At 63.4% G+C, this 21,746-nt stretch carries 19 protein-coding genes; 8 read left to right on the top strand and 11 right to left on the bottom strand.

The window, feature by feature from the left end:
* Window positions 1-53: 53 nt before the first annotated feature.
* The 4 genes from nagZ to Q0025_RS01480 all read right to left on the bottom strand — a co-directional run bounded on the left by nagZ (window position 54) and on the right by Q0025_RS01480 (window position 5,687).
* Window positions 54-1,061: a beta-N-acetylhexosaminidase gene (gene nagZ / locus Q0025_RS01495; protein ID WP_297295280.1), complete on the bottom strand. Its 1,008-nt coding sequence runs from the start codon at window positions 1,059-1,061 to the stop codon at window positions 54-56.
* Window positions 1,062-1,091: 30 nt separating this feature from the next.
* The gene (locus Q0025_RS01490) at window positions 1,092-2,546 is read right to left on the bottom strand and encodes an SPOR domain-containing protein (RefSeq protein WP_297295278.1); all 1,455 of its coding nucleotides are present in this window, start codon (window positions 2,544-2,546) and stop codon (window positions 1,092-1,094) included.
* A 143-nt stretch (window positions 2,547-2,689) separates the two neighbouring features.
* Window positions 2,690-4,456, bottom strand: a complete 1,767-nt coding sequence (gene argS, locus Q0025_RS01485; RefSeq protein WP_297295276.1) for an arginine--tRNA ligase — start codon at window positions 4,454-4,456, stop codon at window positions 2,690-2,692.
* Window positions 4,457-4,484: 28 nt separating this feature from the next.
* Window positions 4,485-5,687, bottom strand: a complete 1,203-nt coding sequence (locus Q0025_RS01480) for a deoxyguanosinetriphosphate triphosphohydrolase (protein ID WP_297295391.1) — start codon at window positions 5,685-5,687, stop codon at window positions 4,485-4,487.
* 190 nt (window positions 5,688-5,877) lie between these two features.
* Between Q0025_RS01480 and Q0025_RS01475 the strand changes: the two genes are divergently transcribed.
* Window positions 5,878-6,225: an iron-sulfur cluster assembly accessory protein gene (locus Q0025_RS01475; protein ID WP_297295274.1), complete on the top strand. Its 348-nt coding sequence runs from the start codon at window positions 5,878-5,880 to the stop codon at window positions 6,223-6,225.
* Between the two features lie 15 nt (window positions 6,226-6,240).
* Here Q0025_RS01475 and Q0025_RS01470 read toward each other — a convergent pair whose 3' ends face one another.
* Window positions 6,241-6,999: an Imm52 family immunity protein gene (locus Q0025_RS01470; protein WP_297295272.1), complete on the bottom strand. Its 759-nt coding sequence runs from the start codon at window positions 6,997-6,999 to the stop codon at window positions 6,241-6,243.
* Window positions 7,000-7,189: 190 nt separating this feature from the next.
* Here Q0025_RS01470 and Q0025_RS01465 point away from each other — a divergent pair, with 190 nt between their 5' ends.
* The gene (locus Q0025_RS01465) at window positions 7,190-8,077 is read left to right on the top strand and encodes a sugar kinase (protein WP_297295271.1); all 888 of its coding nucleotides are present in this window, start codon (window positions 7,190-7,192) and stop codon (window positions 8,075-8,077) included.
* Here Q0025_RS01465 and Q0025_RS01460 read toward each other — a convergent pair.
* Window positions 8,055-9,017, bottom strand: a complete 963-nt coding sequence (locus Q0025_RS01460) for a glycine--tRNA ligase subunit alpha (protein ID WP_297295269.1) — start codon at window positions 9,015-9,017, stop codon at window positions 8,055-8,057. The genes Q0025_RS01465 and Q0025_RS01460 overlap by 23 nt on opposite strands.
* Before the next feature lie 214 nt (window positions 9,018-9,231).
* On the opposite strand from Q0025_RS01460, the gene Q0025_RS01455 reads away from it, so the two are divergent.
* The gene (locus Q0025_RS01455; protein WP_297295267.1) at window positions 9,232-9,528 is read left to right on the top strand and encodes a hypothetical protein; all 297 of its coding nucleotides are present in this window, start codon (window positions 9,232-9,234) and stop codon (window positions 9,526-9,528) included.
* Window positions 9,529-9,564: 36 nt separating this feature from the next.
* On the opposite strand, the gene Q0025_RS01450 is transcribed toward Q0025_RS01455, so the two are convergent.
* Both Q0025_RS01450 and Q0025_RS01445 read right to left on the bottom strand, forming a co-directional pair.
* Window positions 9,565-10,320 (bottom strand): methyltransferase, encoded by a 756-nt coding sequence (locus Q0025_RS01450; protein WP_297295265.1) that lies wholly within the window; start codon window positions 10,318-10,320, stop codon window positions 9,565-9,567.
* Window positions 10,313-10,537, bottom strand: coding sequence for a DUF2007 domain-containing protein (locus tag Q0025_RS01445; RefSeq protein WP_297295263.1), 225 nt, complete (start codon window positions 10,535-10,537; stop codon window positions 10,313-10,315). Before Q0025_RS01445 ends, Q0025_RS01450 begins: the two co-directional genes overlap by 8 nt.
* 178 nt (window positions 10,538-10,715) lie before the next feature.
* On the opposite strand from Q0025_RS01445, the gene Q0025_RS01440 reads away from it, so the two are divergent.
* Both Q0025_RS01440 and Q0025_RS01435 read left to right on the top strand, forming a co-directional pair.
* On the top strand, window positions 10,716-11,729 hold the full coding sequence (locus Q0025_RS01440) for a polyprenyl synthetase family protein (protein ID WP_297295261.1): 1,014 nt from the start codon (window positions 10,716-10,718) through the stop codon (window positions 11,727-11,729).
* Between the two features lie 26 nt (window positions 11,730-11,755).
* On the top strand, window positions 11,756-12,409 hold the full coding sequence (locus Q0025_RS01435; protein WP_297295259.1) for an isoprenylcysteine carboxylmethyltransferase family protein: 654 nt from the start codon (window positions 11,756-11,758) through the stop codon (window positions 12,407-12,409).
* Between the two features lie 67 nt (window positions 12,410-12,476).
* Here the strand turns inward: Q0025_RS01435 and Q0025_RS01430 are convergent, their stop codons facing one another.
* The 3 genes from Q0025_RS01430 to Q0025_RS01420 all read right to left on the bottom strand — a co-directional run bounded on the left by Q0025_RS01430 (window position 12,477) and on the right by Q0025_RS01420 (window position 16,680).
* Window positions 12,477-13,346, bottom strand: a complete 870-nt coding sequence (locus Q0025_RS01430) for a 4-(cytidine 5'-diphospho)-2-C-methyl-D-erythritol kinase (RefSeq protein WP_297295257.1) — start codon at window positions 13,344-13,346, stop codon at window positions 12,477-12,479.
* 116 nt (window positions 13,347-13,462) lie between these two features.
* Complete coding sequence (locus Q0025_RS01425; RefSeq protein WP_297295255.1) at window positions 13,463-15,259, bottom strand: tetratricopeptide repeat protein; 1,797 nt, start codon at window positions 15,257-15,259, stop codon at window positions 13,463-13,465.
* Window positions 15,260-15,468: 209 nt separating this feature from the next.
* Complete coding sequence (locus tag Q0025_RS01420; protein WP_297295254.1) at window positions 15,469-16,680, bottom strand: cell wall hydrolase; 1,212 nt, start codon at window positions 16,678-16,680, stop codon at window positions 15,469-15,471.
* Between the two features lie 349 nt (window positions 16,681-17,029).
* Here Q0025_RS01420 and Q0025_RS01415 point away from each other — a divergent pair, with 349 nt between their 5' ends.
* The 3 genes from Q0025_RS01415 to Q0025_RS01405 all read left to right on the top strand — a co-directional run bounded on the left by Q0025_RS01415 (window position 17,030) and on the right by Q0025_RS01405 (window position 21,722).
* A complete protein-coding gene (locus Q0025_RS01415) occupies window positions 17,030-18,403 on the top strand; it encodes an NRAMP family divalent metal transporter (protein ID WP_297295252.1) in 1,374 nt (457 codons plus the stop codon).
* A 354-nt stretch (window positions 18,404-18,757) separates the two neighbouring features.
* Entirely contained in the window at window positions 18,758-20,041 is a 1,284-nt protein-coding gene (locus tag Q0025_RS01410; RefSeq protein ID WP_297295250.1) for a DEAD/DEAH box helicase, read from the top strand.
* A 784-nt stretch (window positions 20,042-20,825) separates the two neighbouring features.
* Complete coding sequence (locus Q0025_RS01405) at window positions 20,826-21,722, top strand: transporter (protein ID WP_297295248.1); 897 nt, start codon at window positions 20,826-20,828, stop codon at window positions 21,720-21,722.
* Window positions 21,723-21,746 lie beyond the last annotated feature (24 nt).

The raw sequence follows: 21,746 nt of genomic DNA, 5'->3' as shown, positions 1-21,746 counted from the left end.
GGTTTCGCCTAAGCTAGCCACGATTCGCGCCTAGCTGTAAGACCTTGGGCCGTTCAGACCCTGATCGCAAGCAAGGCTTCGATTTCGGCCCAGGCTTCCACAGGATCGAAGGGCGCTCCGGCTTCGCCGCGCCACGTTGCCGCCCGCTCGGCGCGTGTCAAGGCCGCTCCGGCAAGGGCCGGCGCCGCGCCGGCCACGGCCTCCGCCTCGGCCAGGTCGCCATTGCAATGGAGCGCCAGATCGACCCCCGCGGCAAACGCCGCCTCGGTCCGCGCCCGCAGCGTACCGCGCAGCGCCTGCATCGACAGATCGTCGCTGACGAGCAGCCCGCCAAAGCCGATCGCCTCGCGGATAAAGCGGATCACCGCGGCCGATTGGGTCGCCGGCCGGTCGGGATCGAGCGCCGTAAAGACGACATGCGCGGTCATGGCCGCAGGCAGGTCTCTATTTGCCGCAAAAGGCTTAAAATCGCTGTCCCAGAGCCGGTCGAGCGGCGTATCGACAACGGGCAGATCGAGGTGGCTATCAACCCTCGCCCGGCCATGGCCAGGAATATGTTTGATGACCGGCATGACACCGGCATCCGCGAGGCCCAGCGCCGCAGCGCGGCCAAGCTGCGCAACGGCGTCCGCCTGATGCGAAAAAGCCCGGTCGCCGATGACGTCGTGCGCGCCCGCAGCCGGTACGTCGAGCACTGGCGCACAATCGACGGTGATGCCGAGGTCGCGCAAATCCCGCCCGAGCAGCGTCGCACAGCGGCGCACGAGGTCGGCCCGGCGCGGCAGTGGCAGGTCGAGCGCGCCGAGCCGTGCCGCGGCGGGATAGGCGCGCCAATGCGGCGGCCCGAGCCGTTGCACGCGCCCGCCTTCCTGATCGACGAGCACCGCAGCGTCACGGCCGACGATGGCACGAAAATCCGCGATCAAGCCGCGGACTTGCGCCGGGGTCTCGACATTGCGCCTGAACAGGATGAGACCGAAGGGGTCGCTTTCGCGCAGGAAGGCGCGCTCGTCCGGCGTCAGCGCTTTTCCCTGGCAGCCGCAGACGAAGGCACGGCTCATCTCAGCCGTCCGGACGCGTCGAACGGCGCCTCAGCCTTTTGCCGGAAAGCACGAAGCGCCCTTCGCCTTCAATTTCTCGCAGAGCGAAATCGCCGCTTTGTGCGATAAGCCGTTGACGCGCACGCGGTAGACGGTTTTGCCGTTGACCTTAGCCATCCGATATTTCAGCCGGTAGCCATGCAATTCCGCGCCATAGGTGCGGCTGAGCCGGACCAAGGCGGCATGTGCCTCTGCCTCGCTCCCGGGCGCTGCCAGTTGGACGGAAAAGCCGGTTCCACCCGCGGGGGCCTCGGCCGCATCATCGGCGCTGGTTTCAGTGCGGGCGACTTCGACGGGCTTCCGTGCCGGCGGCTCCGCGGCAGCGGCAGCCGGCGCCGCAGGGCTCGGTTGGGCCGCTTGCGGACTCCACGGCAGATCATCGCCAGCCGATGCCGTCTTGGTCATTTCCGGCGGGGGATTTGCCAAACTGGCGCCGCCCGCTGCCATCGACGGAGGTGCGATCGGATTGACCGGCGGCGCGGCGCTCGCTGCGGCCGGCGCAGCAGGATCAGGCGAATCGGCAAGGCTTCCATCCGGCCGCACGGCAACCGTTTTGACCTTATGCGGCTGCATCATATCGGCAAGGTCCTGCGTCGCGTCGCCGCCGCCCGGGGGCGCCGGGACCGGAACGGCCGTAGCGGGGGCCGTGGCCGAAACCTGTTGCGCCGGCGCGGCGTCCGGTGCCGGCTTGCCGACGGCATTGACATCGACCGGCTGCTCGTTGTGGCTGACGAGCGCGATCGGCGCCGGTTGCGGCGTCTTGTCCAAAATCGACGCGCCGTCGGCTGCTGCACTCGTATCCGCGCCTGGCACGGCGACTTTCACCGGCACGGTCGAGGCCTTGATGAGCGCGATCTCCTGCGGCGCGGCAGGCGTGCGCTTCAATGCAAACGTTCCGCCGATCCCGGCCATGCCGACGAGAATGATCGCGGCCGTGGCATAAAGCGGCAACCGCGAGCGCGGTGCCTCGCCGATCGGCTCCTGCGGCGCGACATAGGGCGCATCAAGCCAATTCGACTCTTCGGCAAAATCCTCGTTCTCGGTGTGATGCTGGTTGCTCGCATGCGACGCGTGCAGATAGCGATCTTCCGCATCGGTAAAATTCTGAAATTCCGGCGGCAGCGAACCGCGCAGGCCCGCCTCGATCGCGGCGAAATCGATTGCCCGCCTCGGCGCCTCCGGCTGCGCATGCTGATGCTGGTGCGATTCCTCGACCAGCCAATCGGGCACATGCGGCTCGACCGGTTGCGACGGCGTCTCTGCCGCCCGTGCCCGCGCCGGGCGGGTTTGAAACATGCTCTCGAAGCGATCTTCGCCATTGTTGACGAGACGTGCCAGCTCCGCCAGCGGATCGTTGCCGCGCGCCGGCGCCGGAGACCGGCTCAGCCGCCGTTCGAATTCATCGAGATCGATCATCTGCCGATGCTTGGCTGCGGGCTCACTCATCACCTTAACCTCAACTTCGCCCCCGCGCCGTTCCGGTCAAATAGACTGATAAATCGGGCTTTTTAGCGCCGCCTGGTTTGCTAAAACCAACCGGCCCCACCCCATTTTCCCGGTCCGGCAAGACCGATGCCCGCCTTGATCCTTCAGCGCATCTCATCCGGAGCACGAACCCCGAGAACGGCAAGGCCGCTTGTCAAGACGGCAGTCACCGCCGAGACCAGCGCCAAGCGGGCAATGCTTAAATCTCTATGTTCTTCATTAACAAAACGTAATTGTGGCTGATCTTTGCCGCGCGTCCAATGGGCGTGAAGTTCGGACGCCAGTTCGTGCAGATAAAACGCGATCCGGTGCGGCTCATGAACATTGGCGGCGGCTTCGACCATCCGCGGATATTGCGCGATGAGCTTGATGAGGCCGATCTCGCCGGCATCGCTCAACAGGCTGAAATCGGCGTTGCCGAGCGCCGCGGCGGAAAGATCGAGGCCCGGAAACGCCGCCTGCCCCTGCCGTAGCGCCGATTTTCCGCGCGCATGGGCATATTGCACGTAGAAGACCGGATTGTCCTTCGATTGCTCGATGACCTTGGCGAGATCGAATTCGAGCGGCGCATCATTCTTGCGAAACAGCATCATGAAGCGCACCGCATCGACGCCGACTTCGTCGACGACCTCGCGTAAGGTGACGAAATCGCCGGCGCGCTTCGACATTTTCACCGGCTCGCCGTTGCGCATCAATTTGACGAGCTGACAGAGCTTCACGTCGAGCAGCGCCTTGCCGCCGGAAAGCGCCGCAACCGCCGCCTGCATGCGCTTGACATAGCCGCCATGGTCGGCCCCCCAAATATCGATGAGATTGCGAAAACCGCGATCGATCTTGGTCTTGTGATAGGCGATGTCGGCGGCGAAATAGGTGTAGCTGCCGTCGGATTTCTTCAGCGGCCGGTCGACATCATCGCCGAAGGCGGTCGATTTGAAGAGCTCTTGCTCGCGATCTTCCCAATCCTCGGACGGCTGGCCTTTCGGCGCCGGCAGGCGGCCGACATAGACGAGACCTGCGGCGCGCAGACCGTCGATCGCGCTCGCGATTTCGTCGCGCCCGCCCTGCGTCAAGCTGCGTTCGGAAAAGAAGACTTCATGCGTGATGGCGAGCGCCGCGAGATCGTCGCGGATCATCTCCATCATCCCGGCGATGGCGGCTTCGCGCATCTGCGGTAGCCAGACAGTCTCCGGCTGATCGAGAAGCGCCTGACCATATTTTTCCGCCAGCGCAGCGCCGAGCGGTTTCAGGTAATCGCCGGGATAAAGCCCCTCGGGGATTGCGATCGTCTCGCCGAGTGCTTCGCGATAGCGCAGATAGGCCGAGCGGGCGAGCACGTCGACCTGCGCGCCCGCGTCGTTGATGTAATATTCGCGCGTCACATCATGGCCGGCAAAGGCCAGCAGATTGGCCAAAGCATCGCCGAAAACGGCGCCGCGGCCGTGGCCGACATGCATGGGGCCGGTCGGATTGGCCGAGACGTATTCGACATTGATTTTTTCCGCCGCCGGCGCCGTGGCGCCGCCGAAACGCGGGCCCTGCGCCAAAACGGCGCGCAAAATTCGGCCGAAAATCTGCGGCTTCAGCCGGATGTTCAAGAATCCGGGCCCGGCGACCTCCGCCTGATCGACATCGGGGTCATCGGCGAGCGCCACGGCAAGCTCGGTCGCCAGCTGGCGCGGATTGGCAAAATGCGCCTTGGCCTCTTTGGCATAGACCATGGCCGCATTGACCGAGAGGTCGCCATGCGCGGGATCGCGCGGCGGCTCGACCACGAAACGCGTGAGATCGAGATCGGCCGGCAGCCGGCCCTGCGCGATCATGCTTTGAAGCAGCGTGGCGACACGGGCGTGAAAATCGGAATAGATGTTCATACTTTTTCGGTTTGTTTCAGCCCGCGCCCTAACGCAAATCCGGCGTCAGGTCAAAAAGCCGCTGATGTTCGGCAAGCGCATAGCGGTCGGTCATGCCGGCAATATAGTCGCAGACGACGCGCGCCATTTTCGCCTCGTCCTCGACGCCGCGGGTGATGGCGAAGGAGGCCCATTCCGGCGGCATCAGTTCCGGCGCCTTGAAAAAAACGTCGAAGAGATCGCGCACCACCTGCGCCGCATCGACGCGAATGCGCTTGATCGTCGGATGGCGATACATGTTGGCAAACAAAAAGCGCTTGATCGCCGCCTGGGCCTCGCCCATCGGCGCGGAGAAACCGATGACCGTGCGTCCCAACGCACGCACGTCGTCGGCGCTTGCAACCTGGCTCGATTGCAGCCGCGCCGCGCTTTCGGCAATCGCGTCCTCGATGAAATCGGTGATGACGCGCCGGACGAGTTCATGAATGCGCCGTTGGCGCTCGAGCCCCGGATAGAGCACATCGATGCCCTCGATGCGCCGGCGCAGATAATCGACCTCGGCCAATTGCGCGAAATCGAAGAGCCCGGCGCGCAGACCGTCGTCGATGTCATGCGCGTTGTAAGCGATGTCATCGGCGAGCGCCGCCGCCTGCGCCTCCGCCCCGGCATAAAGATCGAGCCGCAGATCGTGCAGCGTCGCATATTCGGTGATGGCGATCGGCAGGCCGCGCTCGGCATAATGGCCCGCCGGCCGCCCGTCCGGCCCGGTGAGCGGGCCATTGTGCTTGACGAGACCTTCGAGCGTTTCCCAGGAGAGGTTCAGGCCGTCGAAAGTGGCATAGCGATGCTCAAGCTTGGTGACGATGCGCAAGGCCTGTGCATTGTGATCGAAGCCACCATAGGGCCGCATGGCCTCGTCAAGCGCATCTTCACCGGTATGGCCGAACGGCGTGTGGCCAAGATCATGTGCCAAAGCCAGGGCTTCGGCGAGATCATCGTCGAGACCGAGCGCCCGGGCGAGCGCACGGGCGATCTGCCCGACCTCGATCGAATGCGTCAGCCGCGTACGGTAATGATCGCCCTCATGCGGGATGAAGACCTGCGTCTTATGGGCGAGCCGCCGAAAGGCGGTCGAATGCAAGATGCGGTCGCGGTCGCGCTGGAATTCGCTGCGTGTCGGCGACGCTGGCTCCGGGAACAACCGGCCGCGGCTGCGGCTCGCATCCGCCGCATAGATCGCCCGCCAAGGCATGAAGGCGGCGGGCCTTTCGCGTATCAGAATGCGGTCGGAATGTGCGGGCAAGGCCCTGATCCTCCAGCCAAACTGCCGTAACGCCAGCGCCAGCGCGCGACTCGTTGCAGGCAGCCCAAAGGCGACCTATCTTCCCTATCAGGTTCCCATGCAAGCGGCACGACGGCCGGCTGCGCACCCCGAGGTTGCAATGAACGAACTTGCCGTTGCGGCGCCGATCGACCTGACCGCCAATGCCCTGCGCCACATCGCCGAAATCCTCAAAAGCGAGCCGGCGGGGTCGGCGCTGCGCATTGCCGTCGAAGGCGGCGGCTGCTCGGGCTTCCAGTATACTTACGCGATCGTGCCCAGCACGGTCGCCGGCGACCTCGTGCTTGGCGACGCCGGCGCCAAGGTCGCGATCGACCCGGTGTCGCTCGACTATCTGCGCGGCAGCACGGTCGATTTCGTCGATGATCTCATGGGCCGCGCCTTCAAGATCGACAATCCGGCGGCGACAGCCTCCTGCGGCTGCGGGACGAGCTTCTCGCTCGACTGAGAAGCTTGGCTTGGGTTATCGACTCCAAGGATATGGCAGCGCACTAAAGGGCGCCCCGGCGGCTTCGATTTGTCGCGCGGCGGCCACGTGCTGCGGATTGGCCGTGTCAAAGGTCTCCTCGGTTGCGGCCATCAGAAGGCCCCCGTCCGGCCGGCGTTCGACGACGGCCGAAGCCGGCGGTGTAATCAAAGAGGCAAACCGTGGCGCGACATAGGTGATCCAGGCGAACGGAAACTTCCGCCGCAGGTCCCAATCTTTTGGCCAGAGGTCCGTGATGTTCGCAGGAGCGGCCAAGCCTATTGTGGCTTCGAATGTTTCCGCGAGTGCAAGAAGCGCGCTTCTGAATATTCTAAAGGTGGTCAGATCGGAATCTGGCGCCACCCCATAATCCGTTCGGAGAGATATCCTGTTCAAGGGAAAGTTAATCGGAGAGCCGGCAAACATGTCGATTTGGAAACTACGCGGTCCTCGCTTTGAAGCCATATTGTTACGCGTAAAAAATTGGTAGCCATCTATCGGCAGAGGTTCTCCCGTGTCGCTTGTCGCGACCTTGGCGGCGATCTTTTCGGCGAGCGTCGCGACGTCCGTGTCAAAGGGCAATGGGTGACGGATATCGGGCCATATATACCAATGCGCAAAAATCGGATCGATCGTTTGGAAGCGCGCGATCAGTTTGAGCCAGCGCATGGCGAGCTCCTCGGGCGTTTCCGCGCGGCCCGCCCAGAAGACGCTGATGAAATAATCCAATCCCGGTATCGGTTGCGGCGGTGTCATCGGCGCCTCCTCGGCGCGAAACTAAGGCGGGCGGCGTAAACCGTCAAGAACATAACAGGAACATGCATCAGACGAAATTTCGCGGAAGAGATGTGGCATAAGGATGCTCTCTAGGATCGGAAGCGGCGGCGCCAGCTTTTGAACCTTCGGCCCCGCCGCGGCGTTTTCTTCCCAGCAGGGGGCGATTCGCGTGCGGGCTTTGTTCATCGGGCAGACCTATATCGATGTCACCCTGCTCTGCGACGCCGTTCCGAGCGGCGACGACAAGACGGTGGCGCGCGATTATGCCGTCTCCTTCGGCGGCAATGCGGTGACCGCCGCGTTCGCCTGCGCCAAACTGGGCTATGTTCCCGATCTCATTGCCACGGTGGCGGACGATTGGCTCGGCCGCATGTTCCTCGACATGGCGCGGCACTATAAGATCCGCGTCCATCCGCGCCATGTCGGACGCTCGTCGCTGTCCTTCGTCCTGCCCAACAACGGCAAGCGCGCCATCATTCGCGCCCGCGACGACAAGTTTCTGCACCCTTTTCCGCATCTCGATCTCGATGGCTGCCGGGCGCTGCACCTCGACGGCCATCAGGGCGACGCGGCGCTTTATTATGCCAAGCTCTGCCGCGAACGCGGCATCCTGACCTCGCTCGACGGTGGCGGCGTGCGCGGCAATCTCGATGCGCTCTTGGGCTTCATCGATGTCGCGATCGTCGCCGAACGGCTGTGCGAGCAGATGAAGCTCACGCCGCAGCAGATGATCGAATATCTAAAGGCGAGAGGCTGCCGCATCGGCGGCGTGACACAGGGCGAGCGCGGCCTCTTCTGGTACGATGAGGATGGCGCGGTTTCGTCCTTGCCCGCCCTACCCGTTCCGGCGGAAAAGATCGTCGATACATCGGGTGCCGGCGATGTCTTCCACGGCGCCTACATCGCGTCCTATTTAGCGGCGCCGGAGAAAGGTTTCGCGGCGCATTTCCGCTTTGCCCGTGCCGCCGCGGCCTACAAGATCACCCATGTCGGCAATGAAGCCGGCCTGCCGACGCAGGCCGATGTCGCGCTGCTCATGCGGGAATTTGCGGCGTGACGCGATCGGCCCCGCCGCCGGCCGTCTTGAGCCACGCGGCGCCGCAAGCCTTCGCCAAATCGCGCACGCGCAGGATGTAGCTCTGCCGCTCGGTCACCGAGATGACGCCGCGGGCGTCGAGCAGATTGAAAATGTGCGAGGCCTTGATGCACTGGTCATAGGCCGGCAGCACCAGAAGATGCCGCGCGCCGCGATCGCCTCGTTCGAGCAGCGCTTTGCACTCGGCCTCAGCATCGGCGAAGTGCTGGAACAGGACCGCCGTATCCGCATATTCGAAATTGTAGCGCGAATATTCCTGCTCGGCCTGTTTGAACACGTCGGCATAGGTCAGCTTCTCGTCGCCGCCGCGGCCGTTGAAGTTGAGATCCATGATGCTTTCGACGTTCTGTAGATAGCAGGCGAGCCGCTCAAGCCCATAGGTCAGTTCGCCCCCGACCGGCGCGCATTCGATGCCAGCGACCTGCTGGAAATAGGTGAATTGCGAGACTTCCATGCCATCGCACCAGCATTCCCAGCCAAGTCCCCAGGCGCCGAGCGTCGGGCTTTCCCAATCGTCCTCGACGAAGCGGATATCGTGCAAGGCGAGATCGATGCCGATTGCCTTCAGCGAGCCGAGATAGAGGTCCTGCAAATTCTCCGGCGACGGCTTCAGGATGACCTGGAATTGATAATAATGCTGCAGCCGGTTGGGATTGTCGCCATAGCGGCCGTCCTTCGGCCGGCGCGACGGCTGGACGTAAGCCGCGCGCCACGGCAGCGGCCCGAGCGCACGCAAAAACGTCGCCGGATGGAACGTGCCGGCGCCGACCTCCATGTCATAAGGCTGCAGGATGGCGCATCCCTGCGCGGCCCAGAAGGCCTGCAACCGCAGGATGAGACCCTGAAATGACCGCTTCGGATCGGCGCCCTCTGTCACATCCACCTTCGTGAGATCGCTCATGAACCCGTCGTTACGCTCGAAGGACTGTTTCGCTCCATGACGAAGCGCGCGAAGACTGTCCGGACTGTCACGCCTGATCACCGGGTTTTAATCAAATCATCGAGGCGTGCAAGGTGGTGGGTTCACCGTCGTGCTCTATCTCTTGCGCGCTAGACTGCCGAGAGGCGCATTCGAGAAAGGAACGCGTTTCTATTCGTCAAACAGGAGGATGCCGATGCAAACTCTGCGCAAATTGGCGATGATTGTCTGTCTTTCGGTCTTTGCCCAGGCTTTGCCCGACGCCGCGCAGGCCGCGCCGGCTGCCGGCATGAGTCAGGCGGCACCGGGCGTCGCTGCGAGCCAAGCCTCGTCCGCCGCCGCGCCGATGATTCAAAAAGCCTATTGGCACCGCTGCTGGCATTGCTGGCATCATTGGCATCGCTGGCACTATTGGCACCGCTGTTGGCATTGCTGGCACCGGTGGCATTATTGGCACCGTTATTATTATGGGCATCCCTATTATTATTGGTGAGCGCGATCGGAGGCCGGCGGATCGGCCTCTCTTTCCTCACCAGTCGATCAGTGCCGTCCCGCGATGCAGGGCCTCGGCTTGAGGGCTGAAACGCCCGCCATCGTGCAGGACGAGCGACGGCGCGATCGTCAGCGGGGCGCGCCGGCCTTTTTGGGCGCGAACCAGGATCCGCGTCGCGGCGCGATCCGCGCGCGGCAGGACAGGCATGAGCGTCAGCGCTGCATGGCCATCGAGCGCAGCGAGAATGACGGGCAGAGCCTCCGGGCGGTGGATCAAGATCAGCAAACCGCCGTCGCCAAGCAGCGCGAGACAGGCCGCAAGCCAATCGGCGAGTGCGCCGGGTCCTGCTGCCGGCATGGCATGGGCGGCGCGTTTGCCGGGGTCGGGCGAGAGCCGGACCCGCGCCGGGTCCAGAAACGGCGGATTGGTGATCACCAGCGCGGCAGAACCGTCCGCAAGGCCCGCGGCCTGACGGCTGGCGGCGCTCAACACGTCCGCTTCATAGAGTTCGCCGCGATCCTCGAAGCCGTTCAGCCGGAGATTTTCCCGCGCGAGGGCCGCTGTTTCAGGGTCGTTCTCGACCAGGCCGAAGCGGAGCCGGGGCCGCAACCGCGCTAGCGCGAGCCCTGCCGCGCCCACGCCGGCGCCGATATCGAGCGCCATTCCCATGCCATCCCGCGGCGCCGCCGCCGCGAGCAGAACCGCATCCGTCCCGGCGCGATGCCCATGCGGCGATTGGCGCAGATGCAATTGGCCGCCCAGAAAGAGGTCAGCCGCGATCGCCTCATCCACCGGAGAGTTCCTGCGACAAACCGGCCTCGCGCAGCAGCCGGCGTGCCGGCGCGGCATCGTCGGCCTGGACCAGCACGCGGCGCGGCAGGAAGCCGAGCGATCCCTCGATGGCGCTGGCAAATTGATCGGCGACGAAGACGTCGATGCCTTGACCCGCCAAAAGCGCTTCGACGGCGGAGATCAACACGAGATCATTGGTCCGGATAAGCTCGATCATGGTCTTCCGCCACAGCAATCGATGATGACTGCAAACTAGACCTTCCGGCCCCTTTGCGCCAGTTTGCCGGGCTCTCGCATCCGTGTTCTAAGGTCCGGGCAGCTTGCTTGCGGGCCGCCGCGCGGCAGCCTAATTTGGCGCCGCCCGAACCGGGCACGCTTCCGATTGGAGAATAAAATTGGGCGTTGTCGTTCCGCTTGAGGAAGCCGCGGGTGAAGGCCGCATCGAGGCCCTGAACCGGCTCGCCGCGCCGGGTATGGAGCGGGTCAATCAGGTCATCCTGTCCCATGCCGCATCGCATGTGACGATGATTCCCGACATCGCCAATCATCTGATCACGTCGGGCGGCAAACGGCTGCGGCCCATGCTGACCTTGGCGACCGCCGGTCTCTGCGATTATGCCGGAAGCGGACATATCAAGCTCGCCGCAGCGGTCGAGTTCATGCACACGGCGACCTTGCTGCACGATGATGTCGTCGACGAGAGCAATATGCGGCGCGGCAAGCTCGCCGCGCGCATGCTATGGGGCAACGAGGCCACCGTGCTCGTTGGCGATTTCCTGCTTGGCCAAGCGTTCAAGATGATGGTCGAAGTCGGCTCGCTGCAAGCGCTCGAAGTGCTTTCCTCGGCTGCCGTAGTGATCGCCGAAGGCGAGGTCATGCAATTGGCCGCCGCCAAGGATACGCAAACGAGCGAGGACGATTATCTCGCCGTGATTCGCGCCAAGACGGCCGCGCTGTTCGGCGCCGCCGCGGAGGTCGGGCCGATCCTCGCCGGCCGGCCGAAGGCTGAGATTGCCGCCTGCCGCGGCTACGGCCTTAATCTCGGCATCGCCTTCCAGCTCATCGACGACGCACTCGACTATGGCGGCAAATCGGCGAAGCTCGGCAAGAATGTCGGCGACGATTTCCGCGAGGGCAAGATCACTTTGCCAGTCGTCCTGTCATTCCGGCGCGGCACCGAGGCCGAACGCAGCTTCTGGCGCCGCACGCTCGAAGCCGGCGAGATCAGCGACGGCGATCTCGAGACCGCAATTACGATCATGCGCAAACATCGCGGCCTCGAAGACACCGTCGAGCGGGCGCGTCATTACGGCGCGATGGCGCATGATGCGCTCGAACTTTTCCCGGCTTCGCCGTGGAAAGCGGCGCTGAAAGACGTGGTCGATTTCTGCATCGAGCGGGCGCATTAATCTCCACGCCGTCGAAGGCGGGACCGATGAGAGCCAAGCTTGCCGTCCTCTCCGTCGCCCTGGTCCTCCTGCAATTCGGCCTTGCCGTTTGGGGGCTCGGTAGCCTCGACCGGTTCTTGTCTCAGCCGCCGTTGATTGCGCTTTGCGTTGTCGCCGCGACCTTCCTCATCATCTCGTTCTTCTCGAGCGGCAATCTCAGCAGCGGCGAGCGCGAGGATCGCAGCAATCGCTGGATCTTCATGGCCATTGCCGTGCTCGGCCTTCTGCTCGCCTTCGTGCCGGCCTATACGGACCGCATCGGCTTCTGGACCATCGACGGCGAGACGACGCGCTGGATCGGGGTCGGCCTCGTGATCTTGGGCGGGGCGCTGCGGATTTGGCCGGTCTTCGTGCTCGGCAATCGATTCAGCGGACTGGTCGCCATCCAGCCGGGCCATCGTCTGGTGACGACGGGCCCCTACAGCATGATCCGCAACCCGAGTTATCTCGGCCTCATCGTCGGCGCTGTCGGCTGGGCCCTTGCCTTCCGCTCGCTTGTCGGCGTGATCCTCGCCCTCCTCCATCTCGTGCCGCTGATCGCACGGATGGATTCGGAAGAAGCCTTGCTGCGCAGCCATTTCGGCGCCGAATACGAGGCTTATTATCAGCGGACCTGGCGGCTCCTGCCCTGGCTCTATTAGAGCATCGGACCGAAAAGTGCGCAGCGGTTTTCGGACAAATCCGATGCGATCAAAAAGACATAAAGCGTCAGTTCAAGAGCGCCGCCTTCACCCACCAGTCGGGATGCGCCTCGGCGATGGCCTTGCGCGCCCGGCCGACCGCGCGGCAATTGTCAAACAGCGCGAAACAGGTCGCGCCAGAGCCCGACATGCGCGCGAGGCGGCATCCTGGCGCGGCGGTGAGGATCGCCAGAACCTTGGCGATGATCGGCGCCAGAACCGAGGCGGCATCTTCCATATCGTTGCGGCCTTTGCGCAGCGCCGCGATCAGCGCGTCGTAAGGCATCCCGGACGCGATCTCGGGATGCCGACCGAAATGCGTCTCGCTGCCGGGTGCAATCCGCATGAATTCGAAAACCGGCTTGGTTTCCAGCGGCCGGCGCGGATTGACGATCAGCGCCGGCAGCGGCGGCAGATCGAGCAAGGGCCCGAGCTTTTCGCCGATGCCACTCATCATCCGGGCTTTCGCCGCAAGGCAGACCGGGACGTCGGCACCGGTGGCGCGCGCCGCCTCGAAAAGGCGCGGATCGTCGAGCGCGAGGTCGTTGAGGCGTGCCAGAAGCCGCAGCGCCGCCGCCGCATCCGACGAGCCGCCGCCGATCCCCGCCGCAACCGGCAAAGTCTTCACCAGCGTGAACGTACCGAGGCGCAGACCGGCAATCCGTTCGGCCAATTGGCGCGCGGCTTTGATGACGAGGTTTTTTTCCGGATCGCCGGCAGCCTGCGCCGTCGGCCCCGTGACGCGAAGTTGCAAGGCGCCCGGCGCCAAAGCGAGCTGGTCGCCCGTGCGCGAGAAGGCGACGAGGCTTTCGAGCTCGTGATAGCCGTCGGCACGCCGGCCGACCACATGCAGCGTCAGATTGATTTTTGCCGGCGCGCGGTCGGTAAGCTGGGACAAGGGCGGATCGGGTCAAGAATTGATCGGAGCGGGCACAATTGCCACCGCAAACGAAGCGAGGCAACCCGTTAAGGATTGCCTCGCGCAAACGGCTCGCAAGGACAGTTTCCGGCGGCCTAGCCGCCGTTCTGCTTGTGCCCGGCGTCGGCGGCCGTGGGCTTTTCGCCGATCATCGGCTTCGCTTCGCCGGCTTTGGTCGGAACCGCATCGAGGCCGTATTTGATCTTCTGCAGGATGCGCGGCAGATCGGCCGGGTCGGCACCCATGTCGCGCGCATGGTTCCATTGGAAATGCGCTTCGAGCTTGCGGCCGACGTGCCAATAGGCATCGCCGAGATGATCGTTGATGACCGGATCAGCCGGTTTCAGATCGATCGCCTTTTCGAGATCCGTCACGGCTTCTTGATAATGGCCAAGCTTATATTCGGCCCAGCCGAGGCTGTCGACGATATAGCCGTCCGTCGGCCGCAGTTCGACCGCGCGGCGCAGCATCGGAAACGCCTCGCCGAGATTGACGCCCTTATCGACCCAGCTATAGCCGAGATAATTCAGCACCAGCGGCTGGTCGGGGAAGAGCTGCAGCGCATGCTTGAAATCGGCTTCCGCCTTCGGCCATTGCTTGCTGCGCTCGTAGGCGATGCCGCGGAAATAATAGAGCGGCCAATTGTCGGATTCGGGTTTTTTGGATGCCGCAAGCGCCCGCGTATAGCTGACGACGGCATCGTCGTAATGATCGTGCGCGCGCTGCAAATTGCCGAGCGCCGACAGAGCCTGCTCGTCATAGGGATGATCGTCGACGACATCGCGCAAATGGCTGAGCGCCTGATCGCTGCGGCCAAGATTTTCCAAAACCTGGCTGATCTCGATATCGGCCGTCTCGCGCAGCGGATCGGCTTCGGGCACATCCTGATAGATGTCGAGGGCCTGTTCGTTCTGGTTGATGCGCTCGTAGAGATCGCCGAGCGTCAGCAGCGCCAAAGCATTGTCCGGGTCGAGGTAAAGCGACAGCCGCAGATAGATCAGCCCGGCGAGATCGTCGCCCTGACGGCCCCCCGCCGCGCCGAGGCCGTAAAGCACCTCCGCACTGCCCTGATCGACATCCTTAACCAGCGGCGCCAAGGTCTTGCCAGCCTTGAGAGCCGCCAGCGCCGCGCGAACTTCGGGATGATCCGGCACGATTTGCGAAAAGGCCGTATAGACCTCGGTCGCCTGATCGTTCTTGCCGGTCTCGCTGAGGAACCGGGCATAGGCATCGACCAGCCGCAAGGTCGATTTATCGGCATTATAGGCGGCTTGGAAGGATTGCGCCGCCTGATCCTTGCGGCCTGCCACATCGGCGATCAGAGCCTGATGATAGGCGCGGAAGATCGCGAAATTTTCGTCATCGAGGTGACCGACGAGATCGAGCGCCCGGCGCGTCTGCCCGCTGCCCTGATAGGCCCAGGCCGTCAGCAACGTGGCCGTCAAGTCGCCGCCTTCACTGCCGCCGCCGCGGCCGAACTGCCAGCGCGCGGTCGAATATTGATGCGCCTTCAGCGCCCGGACACCGAGCGCGAGATGCGCCAAGCCATTGTCCGGCTCAAGCAGCAGCAGACGGTCCGCGAGCGTGAACGCTTCCGGCATGGCGCCGTTGGTGAGGGCCGCGACGAAGGCGCGCTCGACCAGATCCTTGTTGCGCGGATCAAAGCGCAGGGCCTCGCGGAAAAAGGTCGCGGCGGCAACCGTGTCGCGGTCGGCCCCGGCGACGACGGCGGCGAGATAATTGCCCGCGGGACTGTCGCCGACTTCAAAGGGCGTCGCAACGGAGAGGTTCTCGCTGACCTTGGCCGCCGCCGGCGCAAAACCCGCCGATGCGACCCAAGCGGCCGACGCAAAATAGAAGATCGCACGCGAAGCGAAACGGTGCAAAGGCAAGCTAAACCCTCCGGAAAACTCTCATTTTGGGCGCGGAGGTCAGCGTTTCGAGAGCAAGTTTTGCAGGCCCGCTAAGACCGGACGCCGGAGCCTGCCACGGTGCCAGCTATGGGCCGAAACAGCAAGCCCGGAAATGCAAAGACCGAACCGTCGACCGAAGAGCACGCCCCCGATCCGAGCCGCCAATCATGGCGCTGAACATGGCCGTTTTACGTCTGCCCGGCGCGCATCTTGTAGAAGACGTGATGGCCGATCCGATCGGTCCGCTGCAGCCGCCGCGCCCAATAGGGATGCACATAGAGCGCATGATAATGAGTCGCGCTGCCGACATCGGCGACATAGGTTTGCCCGCTCGTCACCGCCGCGGCGACGCGCTCCGCCCGCCGCCAAGCCTCGGGTTCGGTAATGCGCAGCGACCGCCCTTCGCAGGCGAAGGAGAATTGGCAGGCATGATAATGTTGCCGATTCTGGAAGACGACGCCGCAGATCGTTGAAGGATAAAGCCCGCTGGAGACGCGGTTCAACACGACCTGCGCGACCGCCGCCTGCCCTTTTTCGCTCTCGCCGCGCGCCTCGAAATAGATCGCTTGGGCAAGGCAGCGCCGCTCGCGCCGCGATTGGTCCGCTTCGACCAGGGCCGCATAATCCGGCCGGTCGGCGGGAATGGCTGAAAAATTGACCGGCGCATCGCCGGGGATCGTCGGCAGCGCCACGACTTCGACGGGCGTCGCATCGGCGGGCGCCGGCGTTGCCGATTCGAGCGCTTCCGCCCGCGGGACATCGGGGGTCGCGCCCTGCATCAACCGTTTATCGAGATTGGCCGGCCGCACGGTCTCGATCGAGCCTCGCTGCTGCGGTGGCAGCGGCGCGGTCGATGGCGCCGTCGTCGGGTTTGATGCATCGAGCTGGGGCGCAAAGGTTTCGGCGCGCGGTTCGGTGGCGGCACGCGGGGCGAAGGCGTCGCTCTGGAACGTCTCCGCTTCGGCGAAGATCATGTGCCGGGCCCGCAAGGCCGCAAGGCCGCCGGCGTGCTCCAATTGCGAGCTGAAGGTGGGACGCAAGCCGACGGCCGGATCGCCGCGTCGGCCGCGGTCGATGCTCGGCGGGCTTGGCGCGTGCGGCTTGAGGAGCGCACGCGGCTCGATTTCATCCGGCATCCGCTCGAATTCGGGCTTGTCGCCGAGGATCAGCCGCGCGTCGCGCTGGATCACGGGCTTCTGCGGATCGAGGCCGAAACCCGGCCCCGTGACGGCAACGGGAATCAGGGTCCCCGGTTCGGTGACCGCGCGTACGGCAGGCGGTGCGACCGAGGCGCCGATCGCTGCATCCTGGCCGGCGTCGGCGGCCATCGAAACGACCAGCCCGACCCCCAAACACCAGGGCGCCACGACGCCCATCGCCCATGAGACATGAAGACTCATACGCCCGCCACAGGACCCAACGCGTTTTCGCCCGACGTGAAGACCGGCTCGCGGGAAGAAAACGCGTCAAAAGCAAAAGCTCTGGCGTGTTCCGCCAGTCACAGCCGACGGAAATTGCGCCACGGACGATGGTTATCGCGGTTTAAGCTTGAAGAGGCGTTTAGCAGGCGGTGAATCGCATCGTGTCAATTTGAGGCAAATTTTAAAGCCCCAGTATTGAAATGCCGGCCTTCCGGTAAAGCACTGCTTGTTCCCGACCGCGTCCGGCCGCGATAACTGACGATCCGTGTCAGCTTCTGCCGGCACCGACTCCGATGTTGGGACTCCTCTAGACTGCACCGATCGATGATTGCGGCCGATCAACCGTGGCCGTATGCAGGCGATGGTTCGGTCGGCATTGAGCCTAATGTTCTCTTCCACCCGGCGCATTCTGGCGATGAAGAAACGTTCTCTCGGCAATTTGATTCGCATTCTGGGGCCCGGCTTCGTCAGCGGTGCGGCTGACAATGATCCTGCCGGGATTGCAACCTATACCCAGGTCGGAGCTCAATTTGGCTACGGCCAGCTCTGGACGGCACCGTTCGCCCTTCCCTTGCTCATCGCGATTCAGGAAGCCTGCGCCAGGATCGGGGCGGTAACCGGCAAGGGTCTCGCCGCGCTGATCAAAGAGCATTACGGCCCAATCGTCCTCTACGCCTCCGTCGCAATTATTGTCGTCACGAACACGATAAATATCGGGGCGGATATCGGCGCAATGGCGGAAGCCATCCGTCTTCTTGTTCCGATTCCCTTTATCGTTCTCGTTCTCGGTACGGCATTCGTCACGCTGTCACTCGAGATATTCTCGTCCTACCGGACCTATGCGAAATACCTCAAAGGCCTGTCGGCCGTCGCTTTCGTGTACTTGCTGACCGCATTTATCGTCAAAGAGCCTTGGCTGAGAATCCTCAAGGCGACCTTCGTTCCTCATATCGAGCTGAGTTTTGCGTTTCTCCTGATCATATTGGCCAATATCGGAACCACGATCGCGCCCTACTTATTCTTCTGGGAGACATCGCAGGAAGTCGAAGAAGATAAAGCGGCGGGGCGAATCGGGATCACCGGAAAAGTTACAATCTCTCGCGATGCCATCGACAATATGCGTCTGGACAACGCCATAGGCATGTTCGCGTCGCAATTGATCACGTGGTCGATCATCGTCGTATCCGCGACCGTGCTGAACCAACACGGAGTGACCAATCTGAACACGGCCGCCGACGCCGCAAAGGCGCTGGAGCCGCTGGTGCATTCATTTCCCTACGCTGGCTTTTTGGCGAAGCTCCTATTCGCGATAGGCATCGTGAGCGCCGGTCTGCTCGTCGTTCCCGTTCTCGCGGGCTCGGCGGGATATGCGTTGGCGGAATCATTAGGCTGGGACGAAGGGTTGGATCTCAAATTCACGCGCGCGCACGGTTTTTACGGCGTCATCACGGCATCCACGCTCGTCGGAGTCGCCATCAATTTCGTCGGCATCGATCCGATCAAGCTGCTCGTCTATACGTCTGTGCTGAACGGAGTTGCTGCAGTTCCCCTGATTTTTCTGATTATCCGCATATCGGGAAACGAAGCGATCATGGGTGACTACGTCAGCAGAAAATTATCCATCGGCTTTACTTGGCTGGCATTTATGGCCATGTCGGGCGCCGCAATCGCCGCCCTCTTCACCTTTCTGCGTGGGGGATAATTCTTTACCGGGCCCGAACACCGGCGCGCCGATCGCGAGGCGGTCATTTGCGAAGCCGGGGCGGCCTTCGCCAACCGGGCACGGGTTTGACCGATGCCCATATGGCACCCGGAGCGGCGCCGCTCCTCAAATCCATTGACCGCGCGAGCGATGTCGCCTATGTGAGGGCTTGCCGCGTTGCGGCATGAGGCGCTCCAGTCGCGTAAGCCGGTCCTCGACCGGCGATCTGTCGAGCGCTCTTTATCTCGCACCCATGACGGCTTCATACGCGGGCCGACTCCTTAACCGTTCCGGTGGCTCACCGCGCAGCGAGAGCTGAAGCGCCCGCACACCGTTTTATTTGAAAGAAGCACCGTGACTCAATTCACCGATCTCGGCCTCGCCGAGGTCCTCCTTCGGGCCCTCGCGGCCGAAGGCTATACGATTCCGACCCCCATCCAAGCCCAATCCATTCCGTCCGTTCTGCAAGGCCGCGATCTGCTTGGCATCGCCCAGACCGGCACGGGCAAGACGGCCGCCTTTGCCCTGCCCATTCTCGACCGGATCGCGCGTGCCCCGCGGCGGCCGCGGCCCCATAGCGTCCGCGCGCTGGTGCTGGCCCCGACCCGCGAGCTGGTGGCGCAGATCGCCCAGTCGTTCCGGGCCTATGGCAAGTTCATGCGCATCAATGTCGGCGTAATCGTCGGCGGCGTCGGCTATGGCCCGCAGATCCAGCAGCTCAATCGCGGGCTTGACGTTCTCGTCGCCACCCCTGGCCGGCTGCTCGATCATCTCGAAGCGGGTCATGTGCAGTTCGACGCGACGGAGATGGTCGTCCTCGACGAGGCCGACCATATGCTCGACCTCGGCTTCGTAAAGCCCATCCGCCAGATCGTCGCCAAGCTGCCGAAGGCGCGCCAAAGCCTGTTCTTTTCGGCCACGATGCCGCCGGCGATTGCCGGCCTCACCAAGGAGATGCTGCGCGATCCCGTGCATGTCTCGGTCGCCCCGGTCGCGACGACCGCCGAACGCGTCGCGCAACAGGTCTTCCTCGTCGACGAGACGGCCAAGCGCAACATCCTGGTCGAGCTGCTTGCGCAGCCGGATTATCGCCGCACCATCGTCTTCACCCGCACCAAGCGCGGCGCAGACCGAGTCACCGCCCATCTCGCCGCCCACGCCATTCCGGCCGCGGTCATCCACGGCAACAAGAGCCAAGGGCAGCGCCAACGCGCGCTTGATTCCTTCAAATCCGGACGAGCCGGCGTCCTGGTCGCAACCGATATCGCCGCGCGCGGCATCGATGTCGACGATGTGACGCATGTCGTCAATTACGAACTGCCCGACGTCGCGGAAGCCTATGTCCACCGCATCGGCCGCACGGCGCGCGCCGGGCGCGAGGGCACGGCGGTATCCTTATGCGAGGCGGGGGAATACGGTCTGCTGCGTGCCATCGAACGGCTCACCCGCCAGTCCATGCCGGTCGTCGATCGGCGCAGCCAGCGTGGCGAGCACGCTGCGGCGGCCCATCCTGATGCCAACAAACCAGCGCAACGCGGTCCCCGGCAGAAACCGCGCCGCCGGGCGATGAAGCGCAATCCTGCCGCCGGATCGCGCGCCGAGGGTACCGGCCAGAGGGACGCCGGCCGCAGCCGCTGACGCGTTACGGTCGTCGTCTTGCCACCGGAGGGCGAGTGACCCGCTGAACAGCGAGGCGGGTCCCTTCGCTTCCATCGCCGCAAGCCAGACGAATGGCGAGCGCGGTAAAACCGCCCCTGTGAGAATGCTCGCTCTCTAAAGCGGACTCGGTTTGATCGCCGGCGCGTCCCGTTTTGCCACCGACACATGTCGGTGTCGAAACTGCGCCGGCTGTTCCCCGGCGAGTTGCGCGATCCTTCCCACACCAGCGCATTATCGTTGATTGAATCACGATAAATGGGCAGCGACGCCGGACTGAGCGAAGTTTTGATCGATGAATACCGGCTTGCGGCGCAACTCGACGCCCTTGCCGATAGAGAGACCATGCCGCCCTGACGGACTCGTCGAGGCGGATATCGAAAGCGGGCGGGACCGCATCGGAATCGGCGCATGGCGCAGCCCAACGGGGATCGGGTTCAATTTCCCGGTTTCGATCATGGCCTGGGAGCTGCCGGAACAGGCTGCAAGATAGCGCCGGCCGCTCGTCCGCTGCACAATTTATGAGTCAAGTGATCAGTGCCTGAGCGTTTCCTCGCCGCTCGGGCCACGCGTGATTCACGGTGGATCTGGCTGGCACAGGTTTTGCCAAAAACACAAGGCACGAGAATTTTCGCTGCAAAAAGAGCCTGTCTAAAGGCGGCCAGGCTCTCTCATCTCTTCCATAGCGGGCTGATGGCGGTTCGCGACTCCGGGGGCCCGGCAGTGCTCAGCACTGAATCGGTAAGTCACGCTCATGCCTTGCATCATGTTCTACGCGAATAGACTATTGCTGCGCCTAAAGTTCACCATCTCCTCACAAATGAAGCACGGAATTTTCGCGATCTGCGCCGGCGCCGCGAGCCTCGCTGCGTTCGCGCCGATGGCCTATGCCGGAAGCGTCTTGCAGCCCGGCGCCACCATTGGCGTGCCGGCGGGTGCACCACTGCCGGGAGGACTTTACTTTATTGACACGTCTTCCTACGGGCAGCGCACAAGCACCGTCATGGGACAAAACGTTAACCTGTCGTCGCTCGTTCTCGCGACGCCCGTCTATTTCGACGATACCCGGCTTCAATTTATCTTTCTTCAGCCGAGCGTCTTCAATAATTATACGAACAATTCGGCCAACAATGTATTTTTCTTGAACAGCACGCTGTTGGCGGGTCAGCTTGCCCATACATTCGGGAATGGTTTCGGCGCGAGCTATATGGCGGGTCTGCGAGTCGGCGTGGGCGCGCCGCAAGCGTTTCAGCTGTCATCCTTTGAACAACGCTTCGCCGTCAGCTATACGGCCGATGGCTGGGATTTGACTGCCGATCTCATAAATGGCGACTTCGGAAGCAACACGCGCTACCCTGATTGGCTCAATCTCGATCTCACAGCCACAAAGACGTTCGGACAATTCGAGCTCGGCGCCGTTGCCTTTGGGTCAACCGATCTGAACTCGCCATCGCGGTCTTATTTGCGGCAACGACAGTTCGCCGTCGGCGGGCTCTTCGGTGTCAAGTTCGATCGCTTCAAAGTCCAAGCCATGGTGACACGCGATGTCGTCGAGGCACATTATCCCGGCTACGACACGCGCGGCTGGATTAGGCTCTACGCACCGATCTACCTCGACCAGCCAGCAGCGGCCTCCGAACCTGCGATTGCGGCGAAGTATTGACTCCGTGACATGCGCGGCAGTGAA

The organism is uncultured Methylovirgula sp. (assembly GCF_947646745.1).
GTDB lineage: Bacteria > Pseudomonadota > Alphaproteobacteria > Rhizobiales > Beijerinckiaceae > Methylovirgula.
The sequence above is the reverse complement of the archived record's forward strand: the minus strand, read 5'-3'. Positions and strand labels throughout refer to the sequence as shown.

Excerpts from the sequence above, each read along its gene's own strand:
- Q0025_RS01470 (WP_297295272.1), bottom strand. The coding sequence starts at position 6,999 with ATGACACCGCCGCAACCGATACCGGGATTGGATTATTTCATCAGCGTC.
- nagZ (WP_297295280.1), bottom strand. The coding sequence starts at position 1,061 with ATGAGCCGTGCCTTCGTCTGCGGCTGCCAGGGAAAAGCGCTGACGCCG.
- Q0025_RS01475 (WP_297295274.1), top strand. The coding sequence starts at position 5,878 with ATGAACGAACTTGCCGTTGCGGCGCCGATCGACCTGACCGCCAATGCC.
- Q0025_RS01455 (WP_297295267.1), top strand. The coding sequence starts at position 9,232 with ATGCAAACTCTGCGCAAATTGGCGATGATTGTCTGTCTTTCGGTCTTT.
- Q0025_RS01435 (WP_297295259.1), top strand. The coding sequence starts at position 11,756 with ATGAGAGCCAAGCTTGCCGTCCTCTCCGTCGCCCTGGTCCTCCTGCAA.
- Q0025_RS01490 (WP_297295278.1), bottom strand. The coding sequence starts at position 2,546 with ATGAGTGAGCCCGCAGCCAAGCATCGGCAGATGATCGATCTCGATGAA.
- Q0025_RS01405 (WP_297295248.1), top strand. The coding sequence starts at position 20,826 with ATGTTCTACGCGAATAGACTATTGCTGCGCCTAAAGTTCACCATCTCC.
- Q0025_RS01420 (WP_297295254.1), bottom strand. The coding sequence starts at position 16,680 with ATGAGTCTTCATGTCTCATGGGCGATGGGCGTCGTGGCGCCCTGGTGT.
- argS (WP_297295276.1), bottom strand. The coding sequence starts at position 4,456 with ATGAACATCTATTCCGATTTTCACGCCCGTGTCGCCACGCTGCTTCAA.
- Q0025_RS01480 (WP_297295391.1), bottom strand. The coding sequence starts at position 5,687 with ATGCCTTGGCGGGCGATCTATGCGGCGGATGCGAGCCGCAGCCGCGGC.
- Q0025_RS01460 (WP_297295269.1), bottom strand. The coding sequence starts at position 9,017 with ATGAGCGATCTCACGAAGGTGGATGTGACAGAGGGCGCCGATCCGAAG.
- Q0025_RS01445 (WP_297295263.1), bottom strand. The coding sequence starts at position 10,537 with ATGATCGAGCTTATCCGGACCAATGATCTCGTGTTGATCTCCGCCGTC.